The organism is Paenibacillus diazotrophicus (genome assembly GCF_042610465.1).
Map to the genome: position 1 here is coordinate 540,531 of NZ_JBGJZN010000001.1, position 18,579 is coordinate 559,109.

19 protein-coding genes are annotated in these 18,579 nt (G+C 47.8%); 13 read left to right on the forward strand and 6 right to left on the reverse strand.

From position 1 onward, the window contains the following. Positions 1 to 68: 68 nt before the first annotated feature. Positions 69 to 959 (reverse strand): polysaccharide deacetylase family protein, encoded by an 891-nt coding sequence (locus ACAN54_RS02380; protein ID WP_379151976.1) that lies wholly within the window; start codon positions 957 to 959, stop codon positions 69 to 71. Positions 960 to 1,172: 213 nt separating this feature from the next. Between ACAN54_RS02380 and ACAN54_RS02385 the strand changes: the two genes are divergently transcribed. The 9 genes from ACAN54_RS02385 (at position 1,173) to mobB (ending at position 8,293) form a co-directional block, all read left to right on the forward strand. Then, positions 1,173 to 2,213 (forward strand): NADH:flavin oxidoreductase/NADH oxidase, encoded by a 1,041-nt coding sequence (locus ACAN54_RS02385; RefSeq protein WP_379151979.1) that lies wholly within the window; start codon positions 1,173 to 1,175, stop codon positions 2,211 to 2,213. A gap of 86 nt (positions 2,214 to 2,299) precedes the next feature. After that, positions 2,300 to 3,004, forward strand: a complete 705-nt coding sequence (locus tag ACAN54_RS02390; RefSeq protein ID WP_379151982.1) for a dihydroorotate dehydrogenase electron transfer subunit — start codon at positions 2,300 to 2,302, stop codon at positions 3,002 to 3,004. After that, entirely contained in the window at positions 2,997 to 3,929 is a 933-nt protein-coding gene (locus ACAN54_RS02395) for a dihydroorotate dehydrogenase (protein WP_379151985.1), read from the forward strand. Before ACAN54_RS02390 ends, ACAN54_RS02395 begins: the two co-directional genes overlap by 8 nt. Before the next feature lie 87 nt (positions 3,930 to 4,016). Beyond that, on the forward strand, positions 4,017 to 4,364 hold the full coding sequence (gene lpdD / locus ACAN54_RS02400; protein WP_379151988.1) for a prenylated flavin chaperone LpdD: 348 nt from the start codon (positions 4,017 to 4,019) through the stop codon (positions 4,362 to 4,364). Between the two features lie 62 nt (positions 4,365 to 4,426). Continuing rightward, the gene (locus ACAN54_RS02405) at positions 4,427 to 5,098 is read left to right on the forward strand and encodes a PspA/IM30 family protein (RefSeq protein WP_379151992.1); all 672 of its coding nucleotides are present in this window, start codon (positions 4,427 to 4,429) and stop codon (positions 5,096 to 5,098) included. Positions 5,099 to 5,225: 127 nt separating this feature from the next. Then, complete coding sequence (locus ACAN54_RS02410; protein WP_379151995.1) at positions 5,226 to 5,636, forward strand: DUF350 domain-containing protein; 411 nt, start codon at positions 5,226 to 5,228, stop codon at positions 5,634 to 5,636. A gap of 58 nt (positions 5,637 to 5,694) precedes the next feature. Further along, positions 5,695 to 6,198, forward strand: coding sequence for a DUF4178 domain-containing protein (locus ACAN54_RS02415; protein WP_379151998.1), 504 nt, complete (start codon positions 5,695 to 5,697; stop codon positions 6,196 to 6,198). Between the two features lie 199 nt (positions 6,199 to 6,397). After that, a complete protein-coding gene (locus ACAN54_RS02420; protein ID WP_379152001.1) occupies positions 6,398 to 7,678 on the forward strand; it encodes a molybdopterin molybdotransferase MoeA in 1,281 nt (426 codons plus the stop codon). Between the two features lie 39 nt (positions 7,679 to 7,717). Further along, entirely contained in the window at positions 7,718 to 8,293 is a 576-nt protein-coding gene (gene mobB / locus ACAN54_RS02425; RefSeq protein WP_379152004.1) for a molybdopterin-guanine dinucleotide biosynthesis protein B, read from the forward strand. 164 nt (positions 8,294 to 8,457) lie between these two features. Here mobB and ACAN54_RS02430 read toward each other — a convergent pair whose 3' ends face one another. Next, complete coding sequence (locus ACAN54_RS02430; RefSeq protein ID WP_379154111.1) at positions 8,458 to 9,330, reverse strand: pentapeptide repeat-containing protein; 873 nt, start codon at positions 9,328 to 9,330, stop codon at positions 8,458 to 8,460. A gap of 38 nt (positions 9,331 to 9,368) precedes the next feature. After that, entirely contained in the window at positions 9,369 to 10,451 is a 1,083-nt protein-coding gene (gene xerS / locus ACAN54_RS02435; RefSeq protein WP_379152007.1) for a tyrosine recombinase XerS, read from the reverse strand. A 182-nt stretch (positions 10,452 to 10,633) separates the two neighbouring features. On the opposite strand from xerS, the gene ACAN54_RS02440 reads away from it, so the two are divergent. Beyond that, positions 10,634 to 11,143: a GNAT family N-acetyltransferase gene (locus ACAN54_RS02440; RefSeq protein ID WP_379152010.1), complete on the forward strand. Its 510-nt coding sequence runs from the start codon at positions 10,634 to 10,636 to the stop codon at positions 11,141 to 11,143. A gap of 38 nt (positions 11,144 to 11,181) precedes the next feature. Here ACAN54_RS02440 and ACAN54_RS02445 read toward each other — a convergent pair whose 3' ends face one another. Together ACAN54_RS02445 and ACAN54_RS02450 are read right to left on the reverse strand one after the other, a co-directional pair. Beyond that, positions 11,182 to 11,580: a hypothetical protein gene (locus tag ACAN54_RS02445; RefSeq protein WP_379152013.1), complete on the reverse strand. Its 399-nt coding sequence runs from the start codon at positions 11,578 to 11,580 to the stop codon at positions 11,182 to 11,184. A 326-nt stretch (positions 11,581 to 11,906) separates the two neighbouring features. Then, a complete protein-coding gene (locus ACAN54_RS02450) occupies positions 11,907 to 12,842 on the reverse strand; it encodes a Gfo/Idh/MocA family protein (protein ID WP_379152015.1) in 936 nt (311 codons plus the stop codon). 119 nt (positions 12,843 to 12,961) lie between these two features. Between ACAN54_RS02450 and ACAN54_RS02455 the strand changes: the two genes are divergently transcribed. Then, the gene (locus ACAN54_RS02455) at positions 12,962 to 13,918 is read left to right on the forward strand and encodes a helix-turn-helix transcriptional regulator (protein WP_379152018.1); all 957 of its coding nucleotides are present in this window, start codon (positions 12,962 to 12,964) and stop codon (positions 13,916 to 13,918) included. Between the two features lie 215 nt (positions 13,919 to 14,133). On the opposite strand, the gene ACAN54_RS02460 is transcribed toward ACAN54_RS02455, so the two are convergent. Beyond that, positions 14,134 to 15,372 carry an MDR family MFS transporter gene (locus ACAN54_RS02460; protein WP_379152021.1) on the reverse strand — a complete coding sequence of 413 codons (1,239 nt, stop codon included), beginning with the start codon at positions 15,370 to 15,372 and terminating at the stop codon, positions 14,134 to 14,136. 149 nt (positions 15,373 to 15,521) lie between these two features. Between ACAN54_RS02460 and ACAN54_RS02465 the strand changes: the two genes are divergently transcribed. Both ACAN54_RS02465 and ACAN54_RS02470 read left to right on the forward strand, forming a co-directional pair. After that, positions 15,522 to 17,375: an ABC transporter substrate-binding protein gene (locus tag ACAN54_RS02465; protein ID WP_379152024.1), complete on the forward strand. Its 1,854-nt coding sequence runs from the start codon at positions 15,522 to 15,524 to the stop codon at positions 17,373 to 17,375. Positions 17,376 to 17,572: 197 nt separating this feature from the next. Next, positions 17,573 to 18,568: a cation diffusion facilitator family transporter gene (locus ACAN54_RS02470; protein ID WP_379152027.1), complete on the forward strand. Its 996-nt coding sequence runs from the start codon at positions 17,573 to 17,575 to the stop codon at positions 18,566 to 18,568. Positions 18,569 to 18,579 lie beyond the last annotated feature (11 nt).

Here is an 18,579-nt window from a genome sequence, read left to right on the forward strand (position 1 = left end):
TCTAAGACTCAGAAGGAAACGAACCATGCCGAATCAGGCAGGCTTCGTTTCTTTTTTTTGTATTATATTTAAAGATCTAACTTTTCTTTGCTGATCTGAAGCATCTGAGGGAGAGTGACAAAAGTATACCCCCGCTTGTGCATGATGTTAATGACTTCGGGGAGAGCCTGAATCGTTCCCTGTAAATTGCTGCCACGACCCCCGCCGCCATGCTGCAGTACGATAGCTCCCTTACCCGCATGGGTGATGATATTGTTCCGTACCTGTGTTTTCGAAAGTCCCTTCCAGTCCAGAGAGTCTACATTCCAGTTCACAAGCTTGTATCCGTGGGCTTTGGCCCATTTCAGCTGCTGTTCACTGATGTCTCCATAAGGTGGACGAATTAGCCGCGGCTTATAGCCCGCAAGCGTATTGATAATATTTTCCGTGCGGATAATCTGTGTGCGAAATGCGTTTATACTGATTTTGCCAAACTCTGGATGGTTATAGGAATGATTGCCGACGGCATGGCCTTCCCTGATCATCCGAGCTACAAGTTCAGGGTGCTTCTCAGCCCGGCTGCCTACGATAAAAAAAGTGGCGTGGACATGATATCTTCGCAGCATGTCAAGCACTTGGGGTGTAAAGCGCGGGTCAGGCACATCATCGAATGTAAGTGCGATCTGTTTACGCCGCGGACCTTGGGTTTTAATAGTCTCAGGGTATTTGCGGAGCAGTTGGCTGAGGGTAAGTGTTTTCCCCCGTTTTTGTAACTGTGACGATGTACGCGAAGAGCCTGCGGGGATTGCTAGATCTTCCTTCGGCTCTGCTACTGCTCTCTGACCGCTATCCGGTTGCTGTAACAAGCGGGGATCCTCGGAAAAGGCTGCTGTAGGCCCTCCGGAGGAAACGGGGCTGAGCAGGCTGAAGCAGACAATGACTGACAGGAGCAGCTTCCGGCTCATGTGCAGGCTTTTCATCAGGGCATGCCTCCTTTTGTAGATACTGGAACTACATAGAATACTCAGAGAATAATTCTGCTTGTCTTGTTATCCCCTTCCATAGACTGAATTATGCTGGGTTTACATGCTTGTGATTATGATTTATCGGTGTGGAAAATACGTGTATACTGAATTGGACGGGAGAACAACCCGACTATTGAATTCGTGAACAACAGAAAGGAAGGAATAGAAATGCCGGAATTATTTGCTCCTTACGAGCTAAAGGCTTTGTACTTGAAGAATCGAATCGTAATGCCTCCAATGTGCCAATATGCTGTAGTCAAGCAGGATGGAATCCCAAATGAATGGCATTTCGTTCACTATGTGAGCCGCGCTATCGGGGGGACCGGATTCATTATTGTGGAAATGACGGGGATCCATCCGGATGGAAGGATTACGAATCAAGATACAGGAATTTGGAGTGATGATCATATTGATGCTTACCGGAGGCTAACTGAGGCAGTACATGCTCAAGGTGCCAAAATAGCCGTTCAGTTAGGCCATGCAGGCCGCAAAGCGGTGGATGCCGAGCCTCCTGTGGCTCCTTCAGCCATCCCGTTTGATTCCAACTCCAAAACGCCACAGGCGCTCTCTAAAGAAGGAATCGCTGAATTGATAGCAGCCTACCGTGAAGGGGCAAGGCGGGCGGTGGAAGCCGGATTTGATACGGTTGAGCTACATGGAGCTCATGGTTACCTGATTCACCAGTTTCACTCTCCGCTTTCTAATACCAGAGATGATGAATACGGTGCAGACCCCATGCTGTTCGGAGAACAAGTGACCCGTGCAGTTCGGGAGGTACTTCCTGCTGAAATGCCGCTCCTTATGCGAGTATCTGCCAAGGAATACGTAGATGGCGGTTATGACGAAGCCTACGCTCTTGAATTCTGCCGGCGCTATAAGGCAGCTGGAGTGGATATGTTCCATGTTTCATCTGGCGGTGAAGGGCCAATCGGTTCGAATGGTGGCCCTAATGCCGGACCGGCTTACCAGGTTGATCTGGCTGAGTACATCCGCAGTGAACTCCAGATTCCTGTGATTGCGGTAGGACGCCTCGAATCCTATGAAGAAGCGCAGTCCATAGTTTCTGAAGAAAAGGCGGAACTTGTTGCAATAGGCAGAGGAATGTTAAGTGACCCGTATTGGGCGCTGCACGCAGAGGAAGCCCTTGGCGGTGTGGATAAGGCTAATGTGCCTAAGCCATATGAACGCGGGATTTGGAAACGGAAATAGACACCGGCGAATGTGAACTATATCACAGATTTTAAGTTCCTTCTAAGGCATGGTTAATAAGATTAAATTTGAAGGAGCTTGATAACTTGGCGACTGTGATTAGTAACGAACGACTGACGGATGGCGTGTATCACCTTCGGGTGGGAGGGGATCTCGGGGGGACAATGGGGCAATTCTACATGTTGCGGGCATGGGGAGCCTATCCTTTGCTGTCCAGACCGCTAAGCATACATCAAGTGAACGACGATGGTGTGGATTTTCTGTATCATGTATTGGGTGAGGGGACGAAGATACTGGCTGGACTGAACCCTGGAGATCCTATTGAACTCGAAGGGCCTTTTGGTACCGGATTTCCGTCAGTTGAAGGAAAGGTTGCATTAGTAGGCGGTGGCATTGGGATAGCACCTCTTTTATACTGTGCACAGGAGCTTCCTGGCAGCGATATTTATCTGGGCTTTAGCCGTGAGGCATTCCGGACGGAGGCATTTCGTCCACTGGCTGCCGAGTTGACAGTCAATGTGGGAGGCCTGGTGCTCGACAGCGTCGATTTTACCAGCTATGACCATATATTTGTCTGTGGGCCGCATCCGATGCTCAAAGCTGCGCAACTGAAAGGCATAGCCGCTGAAACGGCAGGCCGGAGACCTAATGTTTACTTATCCCTTGAGAACCGTATGGCTTGTGGAATCGGGGCCTGCCTCGTATGCAGCGTTTCCTGCCGTGATGGTCAGCGCAAGGCTTGTGCGGACGGACCGGTATTTCTCGCGGAAGAGGTGATCTTCCATGATTAATCTGACTGCCAATATCGCAGGTGTCCACTTTAAGAACCCGATCATTATGGCTTCCGGGACTTTCGGTTTCGGCCGAGAATACGGCAAGCTCTATGATGTATCGCTCCTCGGGGGGATCTCCGGCAAGGGACTTACACTACACGCCAAGGCGGGTAATCCCGGTGTGCGTGTGTTTGAGACCGCCTCGGGTATGCTGAACAGCGTCGGACTCGAGAATCCAGGCGTTGAAGCGTTTCTCACCAAAGAGCTTCCTTATTGGGAGACGCTCGAAACTGCTCGTTTGGTGAACCTGGGAGGCAACACACTGCATGACTATGTGCTGGGTGCGGAACTGATTCAGCGTGATGCAGATGTACGCAGCGCAGCCGGCAAACCAGCGGTGGATATGATTGAGCTGAATATTTCCTGCCCTAACGTTAAGGAAGGCGGCATTGCTTTTGGTGTTAAGACACCTGCTGCACAGGAGGTAGTCCGTGCCGTCAGAGCTGCAACCAAGCTCCCGCTTGCTGTGAAATTGTCCCCGAACGCTGAGGATATCGCAGGAATGGCTGAAATGTGCCAGGAAGAAGGCGCAGATGCCATTTCACTAATTAATACGATCTCTGGAATGAAGATTGATGTCCGCCGCCGCCGTAGCGTATTCAATAATTTGTATGCCGGATTATCCGGTCCTGCCATCAAACCAGTCGCACTGAGAATGGTGCACCAGGTAGCGAAGAGGGTATCCATTCCGGTGATCGGTATGGGCGGAATTACCTCGGCAACAGACATTATCGAATTCATTATGGCCGGGGCAACGGTTATTCAGGTCGGAACGTATAACTTCATGAATTTGCGCGCAGGCAGCACGCTTGTCGAAGAATTGCAGCAGTTTATGATGGAGGAAAACATTTCGTCACTGGATGAAATCCGCGGTATTATATAGATGATTTCATGTTTAAAGGGCAAAGTCTTCTCTTTCTGAGATATCCTCGAGTACAATGGTTAATATAATTGGAAAGGGGAGAAATTCATGTCTTCTCCAGAGCTGTACCCAGGTGATATTGAACTGTCTGCTACTGAGGTTGGCCGTGATTTGCTGCTGCTGATTACCGGTGGTATCCGTCACATCGGCGCAGCCAGTACCGCCTATGTAGAGGAAGGGGATATTAAGGTAACCACTTCAGCAGTTCCTCATCACAAAGAACACACGATCAGTGAGTTGATTGCAATGCGGGTTGCGGCTGCTCTTAATCGGACGGTTACTGTAGTTATGGGCATTCACTACGACCATTTGAGCCAGGAGGGCATAGCCCAAGTTGTAGAAATCGTAAATTTCAAAGTGGATCAATATTTATTTGGGCAAAATTTGAAACGATAAGGGCACTTCCTGCGTAAATGATAACAAATGAGCACATCACTTTTATTTTGGAGGAATGAACCATGTCTATATTTAAAAGATTGCGTGATTTAACGATGTCCAATGTGAATGCGATTATCGACAAAGCGGAAGACCCGGTTAAAATGACGGACCAATACATTCGTGACATGACGGAAGATTTGGAAGACGCAGAAAAAGCTGTCGCGGCCCAGATTGCCATTGAGAAAAAATTCAAGCAGCTCTATGAAGAACAGGAAGCGCTCGTGAACAAACGTAATCAACAGGCGCATGCTGCCGCTCAGGCAGGCAATGCAGACCTGGCGCGCCGTGCCCTGGAAGAGAAGAAGGCAGCAGAAGCCAAGCTTGTGGAATATAAGACTAGCTTCGATCAGAACAAGGCGTCTGCGGACAATCTGCGCGGTAAGCTGGAGGAAATGCGTAAACAGCTGACCCAGATGAAGAACAAACGCGAGACCCTGGTTGCACGTTATAATGCAGCCAAGGCGCAGACTGAAATCAACAAAGCCATGAGCGGTTTCAGCTCTGATTCGGCTTCAGCTGGTCTCAAACGCATGGAAGACAAAATGCTGCAGGCAGAAGCCCAGGCAGAAGCCAGCAACGAAATGAGCGCCGGCAACAAATCGCTGGATGATGAATTCGAAAAACTCGGCAAGGATCAGGCCGTTGAAGATGAATTGGCTGCACTGATGAAGCAATACGACAAACAACAATAACATATTGGCATTAGCCCTACTTCTGGGCTGTTGTCCACAGGCGAAGGGGAGACAGTTAGAACGTTTCTCCTTCGCCTTCTCTATGCTGCCTGTATGGGCAGGCAAACTGATCATCGGAGGCTAAACAATGGATTTCCATATTCTGGTGTCCATGGTGGTATGGACGGTGAGCGGCTCGGTGCTGCTATCTGTGCTAATGTACGTGGATTCGCTCTTTACCCGTTACAACGATTTGGAAGAGATTCGTGCAGGCAACTTGGCGGTAACCATGAGATTCGTGCTTAAGCTGCTGGCACAAGGTTATATTCTGTCGTCTTCCATTGCTTCATCGAACAGTTTGGGTGATGCACTTATCGTCTCCATAGTCTCCTTTGTACTATTATTCTTCTTGGAAAAAACAGTACGAATACTCCTGTACCGCTGGGCGAAGCTCGATCTGGACCATGGTACTCTGCTCGGCAAAATAGGCTACGGTGTATTGGCAGGCTCGCTGCATATGACTGGTGCTTTGATAATAGCGGCCTTTATAAAGAGCTGAGGTCTTAGATCGTTCAAGATTATGCGTTTGTACAAAACCTTTAAAAGGAATGATTCGTTTGAGTATCTGGAAACGTATTGGCAATATCTTCTCCAAACCTGAGGCGCCGTCTGTACCCAAGAGTATGTTGAACCTCTCAGCTGGAGATATTTGTGAGGTATCCCTGGTGACCTATGAGGTCACAGGGCGTACGCAAACCAGCGGCCGCAATGCTGTGGTGCTCACCTTGCGGGACGGCAGCCGTATTGCTTATCTGCATATTGAAGAACGCGAGCAGCTGCAGTACGCATTATATCAGCCGATTGACGGGCGGCTGGATGATCCTGCTGAGGTGCCTGCAACCTTGGAGCTGGACGATTACACATTTTATCTGGAAGAGGAATATGAGGGATATGCGGCAGTGACAGGCCAGACTCCTTATATGAACGGCGGGCAGCAGCATGTCTGGCAGTACCAGTCTGATGAATCGCGGCTTCTCCGCGTTGAATGGCAGAATGGACGGTTCATGTTATACGAAGGCGAGAAAGTGATCCCGGCAGATGTTAAGGTCATTCGTGCCTAAAACCAACACCAAGCGTATTGTCTAATCCAGCTTGTCTAAACGTATCCTGACAAGAAGCCTCCGCTTACAGCGGGGGCTTCTGTTTATTGCGAAGAGAGATGAACAAATATCGCTTTACGGGCTGTCGTGTTAAAATAGGTTTGAATTAAAGCGGCTCAGCCCGAGTAATGACAATACGGGACAGAAGAGGATGGTGCATATGAACAACAGAGAAGAAACAGCGCATTCTAAATTTCATCGTAAAGCCCTTCAGGTGAAGGATGCACAGTCACGGATTATTGAATATGCGAAGGTGCTTGATATGGAAGAGGTGCCTTTACATCAAAGTCCAGGACGTTATCTGGCTGAATCTGTCAATGCGCCGCATCCGTTTCCGGCTTTTAACCGTTCGGGAATGGACGGGTATGCGCTTATCGCAGCCGATACGGAGGAGATAGAGGAAGGAAATCTGGTCTGGCTGGACATCGTGGATAACATTCCTTGCGGTGCAGTGCCTGCTGTCGATATACGGCGGGGGACGGCTGCCCGGATTATGACAGGAGCACAAGTGCCGAATGGTGCAGATACGGTTGTGATGATTGAAGCTACAGAGAGCAGGGAAGTTGGTGGTCTCCTCCAGGTAGGAATCCGCAAGCCGCAGAAGGCAGGCCGGAATGTTACACCCCGGGGTTTTGAACTCAAGGAAGGGGAGTTAGTACTTCCAGCCGGACGGGTGATCACTGCTGGAGATATCGCGGTTTTGGCCGCTTTTGGAATCCCTTTTGTGAAGGTGATCCGTAGACCCAAGGTAGGCATATTTGCAACCGGAACCGAACTTCTGGAAGTACATGAACCGCTCGTGGCAGGCAAAATACGGAACAGTAATTCGTCTATGCTGGAAGCACTGGTGCGGGAGAGCGGCGGAGAACCGGTAATGCTTGGTGCGATAGTAGATGATATTGAACTGGCACGAAGCAAGGTGCAGATGGCACTCGAGAATTACGATCTAGTGATTACCACGGGCGGGGTATCCGTTGGAGACTATGACATCATGGGGGATCTAGTCCGCGAGAACAGTGGAGATATGCTGTTCAACAAGGTGACCATGCGTCCAGGAAGTGTGACAACAGCTGCCGTACGTGGAGGAACACTTTTGCTGGCATTGTCCGGTAATCCCGGAGCCTGTTTTGTTGGATTTCATTTGTTCGCCCGGCCAGTGATCATACAAATGCAGGGAGCAATTCAGCCATTCCTGCCGGAATGGACAGCAGTACTTGGAGCGGAATATTCCAAAGTAAATAACTACACCCGGTTTGTCCGATCCCGGCTGGAGATCCATGAGGGCCGGCTGTATGCCTATCCGGCTAACATTGATGAATCGTCTGTGATGGTAACTATCAAGGACAGTGACTGTCTAATTGTGATTCCGCCGGAAGAACGGGGGCTGACTGCCGGAGACTCGGTGAAATTGCTTAAGCTGCCCGGGGAAATTCGGGGTTGAGAAGGCAGGGCCGGATCATTAAAAGTGGGAGGCAACTGAATGAGGCGTCGTAGACGGCAACCGCTAAAGAGCTTAAAGAATGTAAGCAGCGGGCCAGCAGTGTTCCAGATCGTAGGCTACAAAAATAGCGGAAAAACTTCCCTGATCTGTGACTTGATCCCGCTCTTGCAGCAGAGAGGTTGTAGTGTGGCGGTCATCAAGCATGACGGGCATGACTTTAATATGGATCATGAAGGAACGGATACCTGGAAGCATCGGCAGGCCGGGGCTTCAGCGGTTGCTATCACAAGCAAGGGAAGGACTTCGGTCATTCGGGAACGGGGAAGCAGTCTGGCTGAACTAATCGATACTTTTGTAGAATACGATTTTGTGCTGGTGGAGGGATTCAAGCAGGAGCGATATCCCAAAATCGTATTGATTCATAGAGAAGAGGATATATTTCTGCTAGACGGGACGAGCCATATTATGGCGATGGCGGTTTGGGAATCTATTCAAGATCATCCATCTCTGCTGCTTCACAATCCGGATATTCAGCGATTCGACATTAACAACCGTACAGGATTAGCCCAGTTTTTGTGGCAACAACGAGATTATTTTCAAAATTTCAACATATGAAAAATTCACAATAGAAAACACAAAGTGCAACAACTACCACACTTGTTACATCCCCAAAACCCGTCACAAAGAACAGCGGCCAGTCCCTTCAGTTGAAGGAGTACATGGCCGCTGTTTTGTTGTCAGGAACTGCTTGAACTGAAGTACAATGATCTGGTAGCCAGCTACAATGAAGACCAATGCTCAGGACGCACAAGTGCGTCAGGAAGTTTAGTTGAAGCATCACCCTTCGCAGCATTAAGCTGAGACTGGGTCAGAAAGAGGGTACCTGTTAGATCAGCACCACACAGGTTCGCGTCGCGAAAGTCGGCGCCTATCAAATCGGCTCCTCTAAGATCTGCCCCGCTAAGATCAGCTGCAATCAGATAAGCACCACGAAGGCTGACACAGCGCAGATCGGTTTTTTTGAGCTTGGCTCCAATCAGGTCGGCGCCCCGACCGTAGTTTTTGGGCCGTTTGGGGACACTCATTAGTTGACGTCTTGCCGCATCGCGTGCGAGCTCGCTTGTCCGCAGCAGAAGCTCGTTAATCTCTGCACGGTGAGCATTCACGTCTACTTGCAGCAGTGCTTCTGCAGGCAACAGAGTCAACTGTTCAGTCTGCTCAAGTGCAGCATGAAGCTGGCTGTGGATCGGCTGGGCGGCCGGAAGCTCAATCGCTTGGGCTAAATAATACATCAGCTCATGAAGATGACGCATGACGGGGAAGACTTCGAACATTTGAGCTGCTGATTCCGGAGCCGCCCGCCAGTCCCGGCTGGCAAAGGTGAGATGGGAAACCTTTGGACCAGCACCAAAGCACTCATATACCGTACACCCTTTGAATCCGTTAGCTCTCAAAGCGGTATGAATCCCGCAGCGAAAGTCATTCCGAAGATTGGGACAAGGCTGCCCCGCATTTTTGTCAATAGCAAAGTCTGAAGATGCAGAAAAGGGCAGGGCGGCACAGCAAAGACCAAAGCAATTTTCGCAGTTGGACTGTAAATCAATATGGCTTTGATTAGGTGCAGCAGATAATGATTCCTGTTGGTGAAACATTTGAGACAATGAAATGAACTCCCTTCATGAATAGGTATTCAGCTCTCCAGACGCCGCTCAATCGCTTGAGACATCGTTTTGTCTGTAAGATGGGCATAGACTTCGGTTGTTTCCGTTGAGGCATGCCCAAGCTGTTCCTTTGTTTTGTAAATATCATTTTGCAGATAATAGTCTGTGGCAAAGGAGTGACGCAGCTTATGCACAGTCAGATATGGCTTGCCGAACCGTTTGGCGTATTTGATGATCATCTCCTGGATTGCCCGTTTGGTCATCCGTTTTCCTTCATGACTTCCGTTCGGCAAAGCAATGAATAATGCCTTCTCTTTCTTGGGGGTTTTATAACGGGACTGGCGCAGGGTAAGATAGAGTGATAGTTCATCCTTGGCCTGTTCCCGGAAGTAGACCGGTGTCTTAAATGTCTCGTCATTATGGCCCTTGCGGTAGACATACAGCAGCTTATTATTCACATCCAGATCATCCACATTTAGGTTAACTACTTCCGAAACACGAAGGCCCGAGTTAAGAATGAGGCTGGCAATGCAGGCATCACGCTCACGGTTGAGCTGGAACGAATAATAGGCTTGTTTATTGGCTTCAACATCACGGCCGTACCCTTCATATATGTACCCTACGAATTCCAGCAGTTCTTCGTCCTCTAGAATTTTGCCTTTCAGCTTGGCGGCGGTATCTTTCGGTTTATGAATACGCTTGATTTCTACCTTGGCCATTACATTACGTTTGAGCAAAGGATAGAAATTTTCGTCCTCGGCAATCTGGCTTAAATAATGGAAAAGAGAACGAAGGGCAGACAGCTTGCGGGAGACCGTAACTTTGGAATTGGTTCCCTCTGCACGCGTAGTAAGATGCAGCCGGTAACCGACAACACTGTCCATATGCAACGTCTCCAGATCCAGCAGAGTGATCTCTGACAGGCTGGCAGCCTGCGTTAGGCCTTCTGCACGAAGCCAGCCAAAGAACGATTCATAATCACGGATATACTCCAGCAGGGTAGAGGGGGAGAGGTCTGGACGTTTGTAATCAATGAATTGCTGCACAAACCAGGGCATGTGGAGCACTTTTTGGTCAAGATGTGTTCGGTCAGTGTTTTTTTGAATGCTCAAAGCCTGTTCACCTGCCTTAAGGTTGCTATTATTCAGCGGATATGTCTTTTTGGTTTCTTCCTATTTTATCATGTTTCGCAGCATTTGGCCGGATTTCACATCTGGGGATACAGGGTTCGCCTTGCTCCAGTTGTAACAAAGTTATAGAATGTGTAATAAAAGTGAATCTCAGAGGTGACATCATGGAACTTGGAATCGAACTGGTTCCCAAAGAGCAGCGCCACACGATCAGCAGTCTGATGCAGTATTATCTATATGACTTTACCCGTTATCTGGAGCTTGATGTAGACCGTGATGGGACTTTCCCATCCTATCCCGGACTTGAGGCTTACTGGAATAGCGGAAATAATAAATTCGCCTATTTATTCACGGTGGACGATAAAATTGCCGGATTTGCGCTCGTGGACAGGCTTCTCCGCAGTTCGGAGGGACAATTTTACATGACAGAGTTTTTTGTAATGCAAAGGTACCGCCGCAGCGGGGTAGGTACTTGGGCAGCACATAGGTTATTCGATATGTTCCCCGGCGACTGGAAGGTATCACAGATTCGCGCCAATACACCCGCCCGCAATTTCTGGCACCGGGTCATTGGTTCGTATACAGGCGGTGAATTCAAAGAACGCTTCAATCCGAAGCAGGGGAACCCTAGTCAATATTTCAGCACATTAAGTATTAATCGGGTTAATAAATAATTTAGAGCAGGAACAAACCTGAAGTGACCAGATTAAGGTTAGGGCTTTTCAGGTTTTGTTTCGTCTATCCCATTTGGAGATACAGGAGTAACCCATACTTTATACACTAGGCCTTCGTTGGTATAGTCATAATTGGTGTACACCAGAAATTGAGGGTCTGAAATGGTATTCCGCCAAATTTTTTCATACACAAGAACATGGGCCAGCATCCAATTTGTTGTTATATAACCATGGTAAAGATATCCGATCTCGTTGTAAGGACCACTCATTATCCATTCATGGGCTTCATGATAGCTGTGGACATTCATAGTGTCTGTGTACCAGACTATATTTGAGGGTACTTTCCTATGACGTGAGTGGGGGAGACTGGATATATTGGGAAGCGGCTTGCTTATAAATTCCACATAAGATTCATCCGCATTGTCGTCATCCTTCAAGAGGGACCCTCCTTACCGTTATTTTCCTTATTGTAGCAAAAAAGCCGTCTTAAAGTTAGGGGAATCGCGGAATTCAGATTGATTAGATCACAAAGTTAACATAACTAAAAATACGTTAACAATAAGAGGACTGTGATCACCAAAGCAGGCACGATACTTTTCGGTATCTATTATCCTTATTTCAACATATGAAAAATTCACAATAGAAAATCAAAACCACCACTCTTCCCACCAAACAATTCATGAATAACACAACTACGACGTTCCCGTGATCCTAAAACACAGAAAAAGGGTAGGGGCTTGGCTTCCATGCTGCTTCTCTAACTTCACAACAATCTACGGGTAATCTCAAAAGCCATTTCCACTGCTTGTACAGCTTGCTTCAAAGAAATCCTGGACGCTGATCCGTCATGAAAGCTTTGAAGTGCGTAGCGCAGACTTTTCTCATAGGGATTGGCTTGTTCTAGTACAATCTTTTGTTTACCATTAACCCCATATTCATAAAGTTTGGCATCTACTTGGCCATCTGGATGATCAATTTCATGAAACTCAAGCTTGGCCTGTTCAAAATAGGCTGCATAGCCCACAGTGAACGGATAAGAACCAGGCATCTGTGAGGAGACCATGATCTCAGCAGATACCTCTGGTGTATCAAAAACCGCATGAACCAGTGCCTGCCCGTCTTGTCCACTGTCGCTACCCCAAACTGAGGTGAGACGAGGGTTATTCAAGAGCCAGCTTACCATATCCAACTCGTGAATCATTAGATGGGTAGCAATTTTACCAAGGCCAAGGTCGCCCCATAACGGCGCGGTTTCTCTTTTTAAGGATACATGAAGCAGCTTTCCATATTTCTCGCTCTGTTTTGCCTCGAACAAATAGGAATAGGCAGGATCAAATTTGATAAATTGATTGACCATAATGCGTTTACCATAGACTTTCTCTGCTTTCTGCATAGCTCCAGCATCTTCAGTGCTCAGACAAACCGGAGTTTCACAAAACACATGTTTTCCAGCCTTTAGCCCCTGGATCGCATATTTGCTGTGTAAGTCAGAAGGAAGACAAATATCAATCACATCCAGCGTGGCATCCGATAGTATTTTATCGATGGAGGTTGTTATCTCAACCCCTAGCTCTTGCTTCAGTTGGTTAAGCTTGCTTTCATTCCGGCCAAAGATAACCACCCGGTTGACGCCCTCCATTTTTGCTAGAAGACTTGCATGATAAGCTCCAAAACCTGTGCCCAGTATGCCAATATTCATTTACAGCAGCTCCTCTCTCTGATACATTCAGCATACTCCTATATTGTTGACAACAGAGTGGCGAGAATGGTGTGACAACGGCAAATATTGTACTTTATTAACGTGTTAGGAGGCTGGACATGAGGCTGCATCGCTTGATTGCAATCCTTTTACTGATGGAATCCAGGGGTAAAATGAAGGCGAAGGAGTTATCAGAAGCGCTTGAAACCTCCGTTCGCTCGATATACAGGGACATTGATATCTTGGCAGAATCGGGAATCCCCATAATTACAACCCCCGGGCCGGGTGGCGGGATTTCTCTGATGGAAGGTTATACCGTTAATCTTCAGAAGCTGCACGGGGAAGAGGTGATTAACCTCTATTTGACGGGAAGGGGAATTCCTTTTGACGCATTGACTGTATCCGGACTGAAGCTTAAGAATGCCTTGCTGAAGCTGGAAAATACGTTGCCTGATGCCTATCAGGAGGATATTTCTAAAGCCAAGAACCGGTTTTATTACGATAACACTCCATGGTGGCAAGAACGGGCTGAGATTCCATGTCTGGAACAACTTCGATCTGCGGTCTGGAAATGCAGCAGTATTCAGATTCAATACCGTAAGGTAAATGGGCATTTGACCTGCCGTAATGTACAGCCCTATGGACTGATTGTGAAGCAAGGAGAGTGGTACTTGGCTGCTTACTGCGAGTCGGCGGGTGCAATTCGTACATTCAAGTGCGAGCGGATCACTACAGTTGAAGACATTGGAGGTAAATACACGATTCCTGCTGATTTCATACTGGAGGACTACTGGCTGAGCAAGAAAGAGGCGTTCAAGCAAAACTGCAAGCAAGAGGAGTACTATCCTGTAGTTGTGAGAACCAGGAAGGGACAGCAGCAGCGGATGAACGAGTTTGAAATTGTCGACACAAAGGAAATAGATGAACATATGGACTTCACCCTGAATCTGTACAGTTATGAATCTGCATGCAGACAGGTGATGAAGCTGCTGAATGAAGCAGAAATTATGAATCCCCCGGTAATCAGAAAATATATTAAGGAGCAGCTAGAGTTATTACAGACGGTTTATATCTAAAAACTGAAAGACAATCAAAATTAGTTACATAATATTAGTTATGTTAACAATATGTTTATTTATTTACTTCCAGCCAATCAGAGTTGGAAACTTATAGAGAATTTATTTTTCATAAACCAAGGGCAGTCTAGGACTTTGTTATCTAGTTCTAGGCTGCCCTTTTTAGTATTGGAGCGGGTCTGTTACTTGTTATTGCGGAAAGGCGTCTGGTGGAATTAAGCGCTTTGCGAGCTGATTTCGGCATTCTTGCGCTCTCTTGCATTCAATCTTTTGTGTGCGGTAATGAGGAAGGGGAGCCCCAGTGCTGTGCTTAAGGCCAGTGGAACAAATACTGCAGGGCCATTCGTGGCACCAAATTGGTCAAGCAGAAGACCACCCAGGATAGGGGCCATTACGTTTCCCAGATTATTGAAGCCAATTGTACCGAAATAGGTGCCTTTCCATTCAGGTTTGGCAATCCGGTCGATCAGCATATCCATCATGGTAAAGAGTAGAACCTCGCCAATCGTGAACAATACCACGCTGAACATTAAGAGCGCTACTCCGCTGGCAAACCCGAACAGGAGCATGCTCAGCGCTACACACAGATTCCCCAGAATTAAAGGAATAAGCGGCGGGAATTTACTGGTTGTACGGACGATCGGGTATTGAACTACCAATACGGTGATTGCGTTAAGCGACAGCATGTAAGAAAAGATCTTGCTGCCGTTCGAGAAATGAGTATCAACCGCCAGATACTGGGCCAGCGTGGAACTGAAATGCCCATACCCCAGTACACAAAAAATGGTTCCCACTAGCACCGGCAGGAATACCCGATCCCGGGTGGTGACGGACAGCGCTTCACGCAGCTGTGGAGCGCGTGCTTCTGAACGGACGGGCAGACTGGCCCGATGGACCGAGAATTGCATAAACAGTACAATCCCGTAAGCAACATAGACAATTCCTGCTATCACAAAAGGGAAGGTTGACTTGGCAGACCCCAGCTGCAAACCGATAATCGGGCCGAATACAACGCCCAGATTGATCGCTGCATACCGAAGATTGAATACCAACAGTTTTTGATCCGGAGCTGTGATATCCGAGAGCAGCGCACGAGAGGTTGGTTCAAATACGGCACGGCACAGACCATTCAGCGTATTCACCAGGAAGAAAACCCAGATAACCTGAGCGGATGAGAAACCAAAAAAGACAAAGGCCCAGCCGAATACTGAGACTAACATGACGATTTTGCGCCCAAAGATATCCGATATGTAGCCGCCATAGAAGCTGATCAACACACCGGCTAAAGAGCTGACAGCCACCGTTATACCGGTCTGCGAATGCGATGCACCGAGAACCTGGGTTAAGTAGATCGATAAGAATGGGATACTCATCGAGGTCACGAGGCGCCCGAACATCGTGCCGATAATAATAGTCCATGCCAGAGGATGGATGTGGCGCAAATGTTGTTTCATGTGAACGTGGATCTCCTATTCTAATTGCGGAATTTGATCAAGCCACAAATGACGTTGACTATAATCTTATGTATAATTGTATAGATAAAAGGGGGAAATAAAAGTGTAAGCTTTACACCCTCTCTTTCACCTTTAAAGGAGAAATTATTATGGACAGCAACGTTGTACATTTCCTGCGGCTGGCCTCAACCTTGAATACACCCTTCAAACTTCAAGAACCCATACCAGTAACAATAGAACTGCTTGCTTCAGAACTGTGCTGTACTGAACGCAATGTGAAATTCATCCTGCGCAAGCTGGAAGAGAAGGGGTATATTCAGTGGCAGCCAGGAAGGGGGCGGGGGCATAAGTCCGGACTGGCTTTTATACGAAGTGTGGAAGAGATATTGGAGGAGCACCTTCAGGAGCTGATTGGGAAGGGTAAAATCAAACAGGGTATTGAGCTGATTGGTCAACCCGAGGTTCACGGTGCTCTTCAGGAGCGACTGCTATCGTTATTAAATAAGCAAATGGGCTACCGCAGCGAGGCGGAATCCATCACAGGGCTTGATATTCTGCGCATTACCCGTAACCGGCGCATGGAAAAGCTGGAACCGGCTTCGGTCAATAAAGCCTTCGAATCGTATCTGATCGAACAGATCTGCAGTACGCTCGTAACCTATGATGCGAAGACAAACAGCTTCTTACCTGGACTTGCCCATATGTGGGAGAGCAACCGGGAGCATACCAGCTATATTTTTTATCTGCGTAAAGGTGTGCGTTTTCACCATGGAAGACTCCTGACCTCTAGAGATGTGAAAGAAACGCTGCAGCGGCTGACAGATCTGCAAAGTCCGGTTTTGTGGCATTACCGAGATATTGAAAAGATAGAGCTTCAAGGGGATCACCGTATTCGCATCGATCTGGCAAGGCCTAATCTGTTCTTTCTTCATCTGTTCAGCTGTGTGCATATGTCTATTCTTCCTTATGATGTGGATTTCACGCTTGAACCGGTAGGAACTGGACCTTACCGACTGCTGGATTACAATGAAAATGTGCTGGTTCTGGCAGCTTTTGATGATTATTATGCCATTCGTCCACTACTAGACCGGGTTGAAATCTGGTATGTACCGAATCTAGGCTATAGTGACCGTTCGTATCAATTACCGGATGCAGAGCTGGATGAGGTGGAGCCGGAGGGATGTGCCAAGCACAGTATTGATTATCCGGCTCTGGGCTGCAGATATATTATGATGAACTTTCGTAAGGAAGGAAGACAGCATCACCCATTATTTCGACAGGTGTTGAAGATGCTGTACCACCCGGAAGCGCTGATAAGTGAATTGGGAGAATACCGCATCACACCAGCAGATAGCTTTCTGCCCTGGAGAAGCCGCCTTAAAGTTTGGAATGAGCCTAGCCTTGAGGAAGCGGAGGAACTGTTGCGCTCCAGCGGTTACGAGGGAGAAGAGATCGCACTTGCCTTTGCAAGTAGAAGAACAGAAGAGTGTGAAGAAGCAGAATGGCTGCAGCAACGCGGGGCAAGAATCGGCATGAACATACGGCTGGCTCCTTATACGGATTTTAAGATAGAAGAGATTCAGCAACAGGCAGACCTGCTATTGTCAGAGGAGGTATTGGAAGACGACTGGCAATGGGGGATGATGAACTATTTCGTTAATCCGTCCAATCACTTTACATCCATGCTTATGCCACAGCAGCTAGAGGAGATTGCCGAGCAGCTAAAAGGATTTGCCGGAATGCCGGATGAAGGCAGAAGTCTTCTGCTGGAACGAACAGAGGGATTTATTCGTGAGAATTGCTGGATACTATACGGTTGCCATGTGAACAAAAGAGCACAGCTTAATCAGAACCTCTTTGGGCTGCATACCGGATCCTTTGGTTTTCTTGACATCTCCAGGTTATGGATCAAAACAGGGTTTGCAGACAGAGTGGAAGGAGCTGGCTTGCCAGCTACCGCTAATCTGTCCACAACCGGGAATAGGCAGAATCCAGATGCTTGACGGTTAGATGCATGAAGCGATGTTTATCTATGTGTCAGTATTCGATGGGACCCAATGCGGATGAAGCTAAGAGTGATAGAACCAGGCTTCAAAGGGTTAAATACTTACATGGACCCACTGCAATGGCTAATCGGAGCCTCTTTTGACGGGGCCGCCACGATACAGACAGTATAGAACCGAAGGAGGCATACATCGTTATGGCGGAAACCAGAGAAACACTTGAAAGTCTGATCAAAAAAGGCAATAAATCCTCAGGCTCGGCAGCAATCGGCAATACTTGTATTGCAGTGATCAAGGGCATCGCATTTGCCCTAACCGGCAGCGGTTCGATGTTCGCCACCATGATGCATTCGATCGCGGATGCAGTGAATCAGATGTTTGTATTTACAGGGAGTGTGCTCGCCGAGAAAAAACCAACGCGACGCTTTCCGGATGGCTTCGGCCGTGTAATTAATTTGTTCTGCATGGTGGCAGTGATTGTCGTGACCATTATGGCTTATGAAACTCTACTGGAGGGCTTTCATTTGTTAAAGCATCCTGCGGCCGACACCAAAGGTTATTGGATCAATGTAGTCGTACTGCTTCTCTCTATCGCTGCAGACGGATTTGTCTGGGTGAAGGCGATGAATGAAGTACTGCACGAATCCAGAGTTGAAGCGAAAGGGATGAAGAAGTTCATAGCATCCATCAAAAATGTAAAAAGAGCCGCACCGCCAACCCGTCTCGTGTTTTATGAAGATCTGGTGGCGACAAGCGGCGGAGCACTGGCAATGATTGCCGTTCTGGTGACCGCCTTTACCAACTTCAAAATGCTTGACGGCGTGTCCAGTATTTTGATTGCTTTTATGATGATCGGGGTGGCCTTCCGCGTAGGATATGACAATATGGTTGGACTGATCGGTGTGGCTGCACCTCCAGAGATCGAAGACCGGGTGGCCCGTATCATCTTCGACGATCCGCAAGTCACAGATATTTACCAGATGCGTATTCTGCAGGAGGGACGTTACTATCATGTGGAGGGGTTAATTGAACTGAAGAAGGGAATGACCCTTGCCGATGCAGATGATATCAAATTTAAGGTTAAGGACAAGCTGATGGCCGATCCGCATATTTCAGATGTGACACTTGGAATTCTGGAGGATAACGGAGTCCGCAATTGGGAGCCGCAGCAAGAATTGCAGGATCTCACTTAACTGTGACAACA

Bases quoted from the DNA above. Each gene is read 5' to 3' on its own strand.
- ACAN54_RS02380 (WP_379151976.1), bottom strand. From the start codon at position 959: ATGAAAAGCCTGCACATGAGCCGGAAGCTGCTCCTGTCAGTCATTGTC.
- ACAN54_RS02385 (WP_379151979.1), top strand. From the start codon at position 1,173: ATGCCGGAATTATTTGCTCCTTACGAGCTAAAGGCTTTGTACTTGAAG.
- ACAN54_RS02395 (WP_379151985.1), top strand. From the start codon at position 2,997: ATGATTAATCTGACTGCCAATATCGCAGGTGTCCACTTTAAGAACCCG.
- lpdD (WP_379151988.1), top strand. From the start codon at position 4,017: ATGTCTTCTCCAGAGCTGTACCCAGGTGATATTGAACTGTCTGCTACT.
- ACAN54_RS02405 (WP_379151992.1), top strand. From the start codon at position 4,427: ATGTCTATATTTAAAAGATTGCGTGATTTAACGATGTCCAATGTGAAT.
- ACAN54_RS02410 (WP_379151995.1), top strand. From the start codon at position 5,226: ATGGATTTCCATATTCTGGTGTCCATGGTGGTATGGACGGTGAGCGGC.
- ACAN54_RS02420 (WP_379152001.1), top strand. From the start codon at position 6,398: ATGAACAACAGAGAAGAAACAGCGCATTCTAAATTTCATCGTAAAGCC.
- mobB (WP_379152004.1), top strand. From the start codon at position 7,718: ATGAGGCGTCGTAGACGGCAACCGCTAAAGAGCTTAAAGAATGTAAGC.
- ACAN54_RS02430 (WP_379154111.1), bottom strand. From the start codon at position 9,330: ATGTTTCACCAACAGGAATCATTATCTGCTGCACCTAATCAAAGCCAT.
- ACAN54_RS02440 (WP_379152010.1), top strand. From the start codon at position 10,634: ATGGAACTTGGAATCGAACTGGTTCCCAAAGAGCAGCGCCACACGATC.
- ACAN54_RS02450 (WP_379152015.1), bottom strand. From the start codon at position 12,842: ATGAATATTGGCATACTGGGCACAGGTTTTGGAGCTTATCATGCAAGT.
- ACAN54_RS02455 (WP_379152018.1), top strand. From the start codon at position 12,962: ATGAGGCTGCATCGCTTGATTGCAATCCTTTTACTGATGGAATCCAGG.
- ACAN54_RS02460 (WP_379152021.1), bottom strand. From the start codon at position 15,372: ATGAAACAACATTTGCGCCACATCCATCCTCTGGCATGGACTATTATT.
- ACAN54_RS02465 (WP_379152024.1), top strand. From the start codon at position 15,522: ATGGACAGCAACGTTGTACATTTCCTGCGGCTGGCCTCAACCTTGAAT.
- ACAN54_RS02470 (WP_379152027.1), top strand. From the start codon at position 17,573: ATGGCGGAAACCAGAGAAACACTTGAAAGTCTGATCAAAAAAGGCAAT.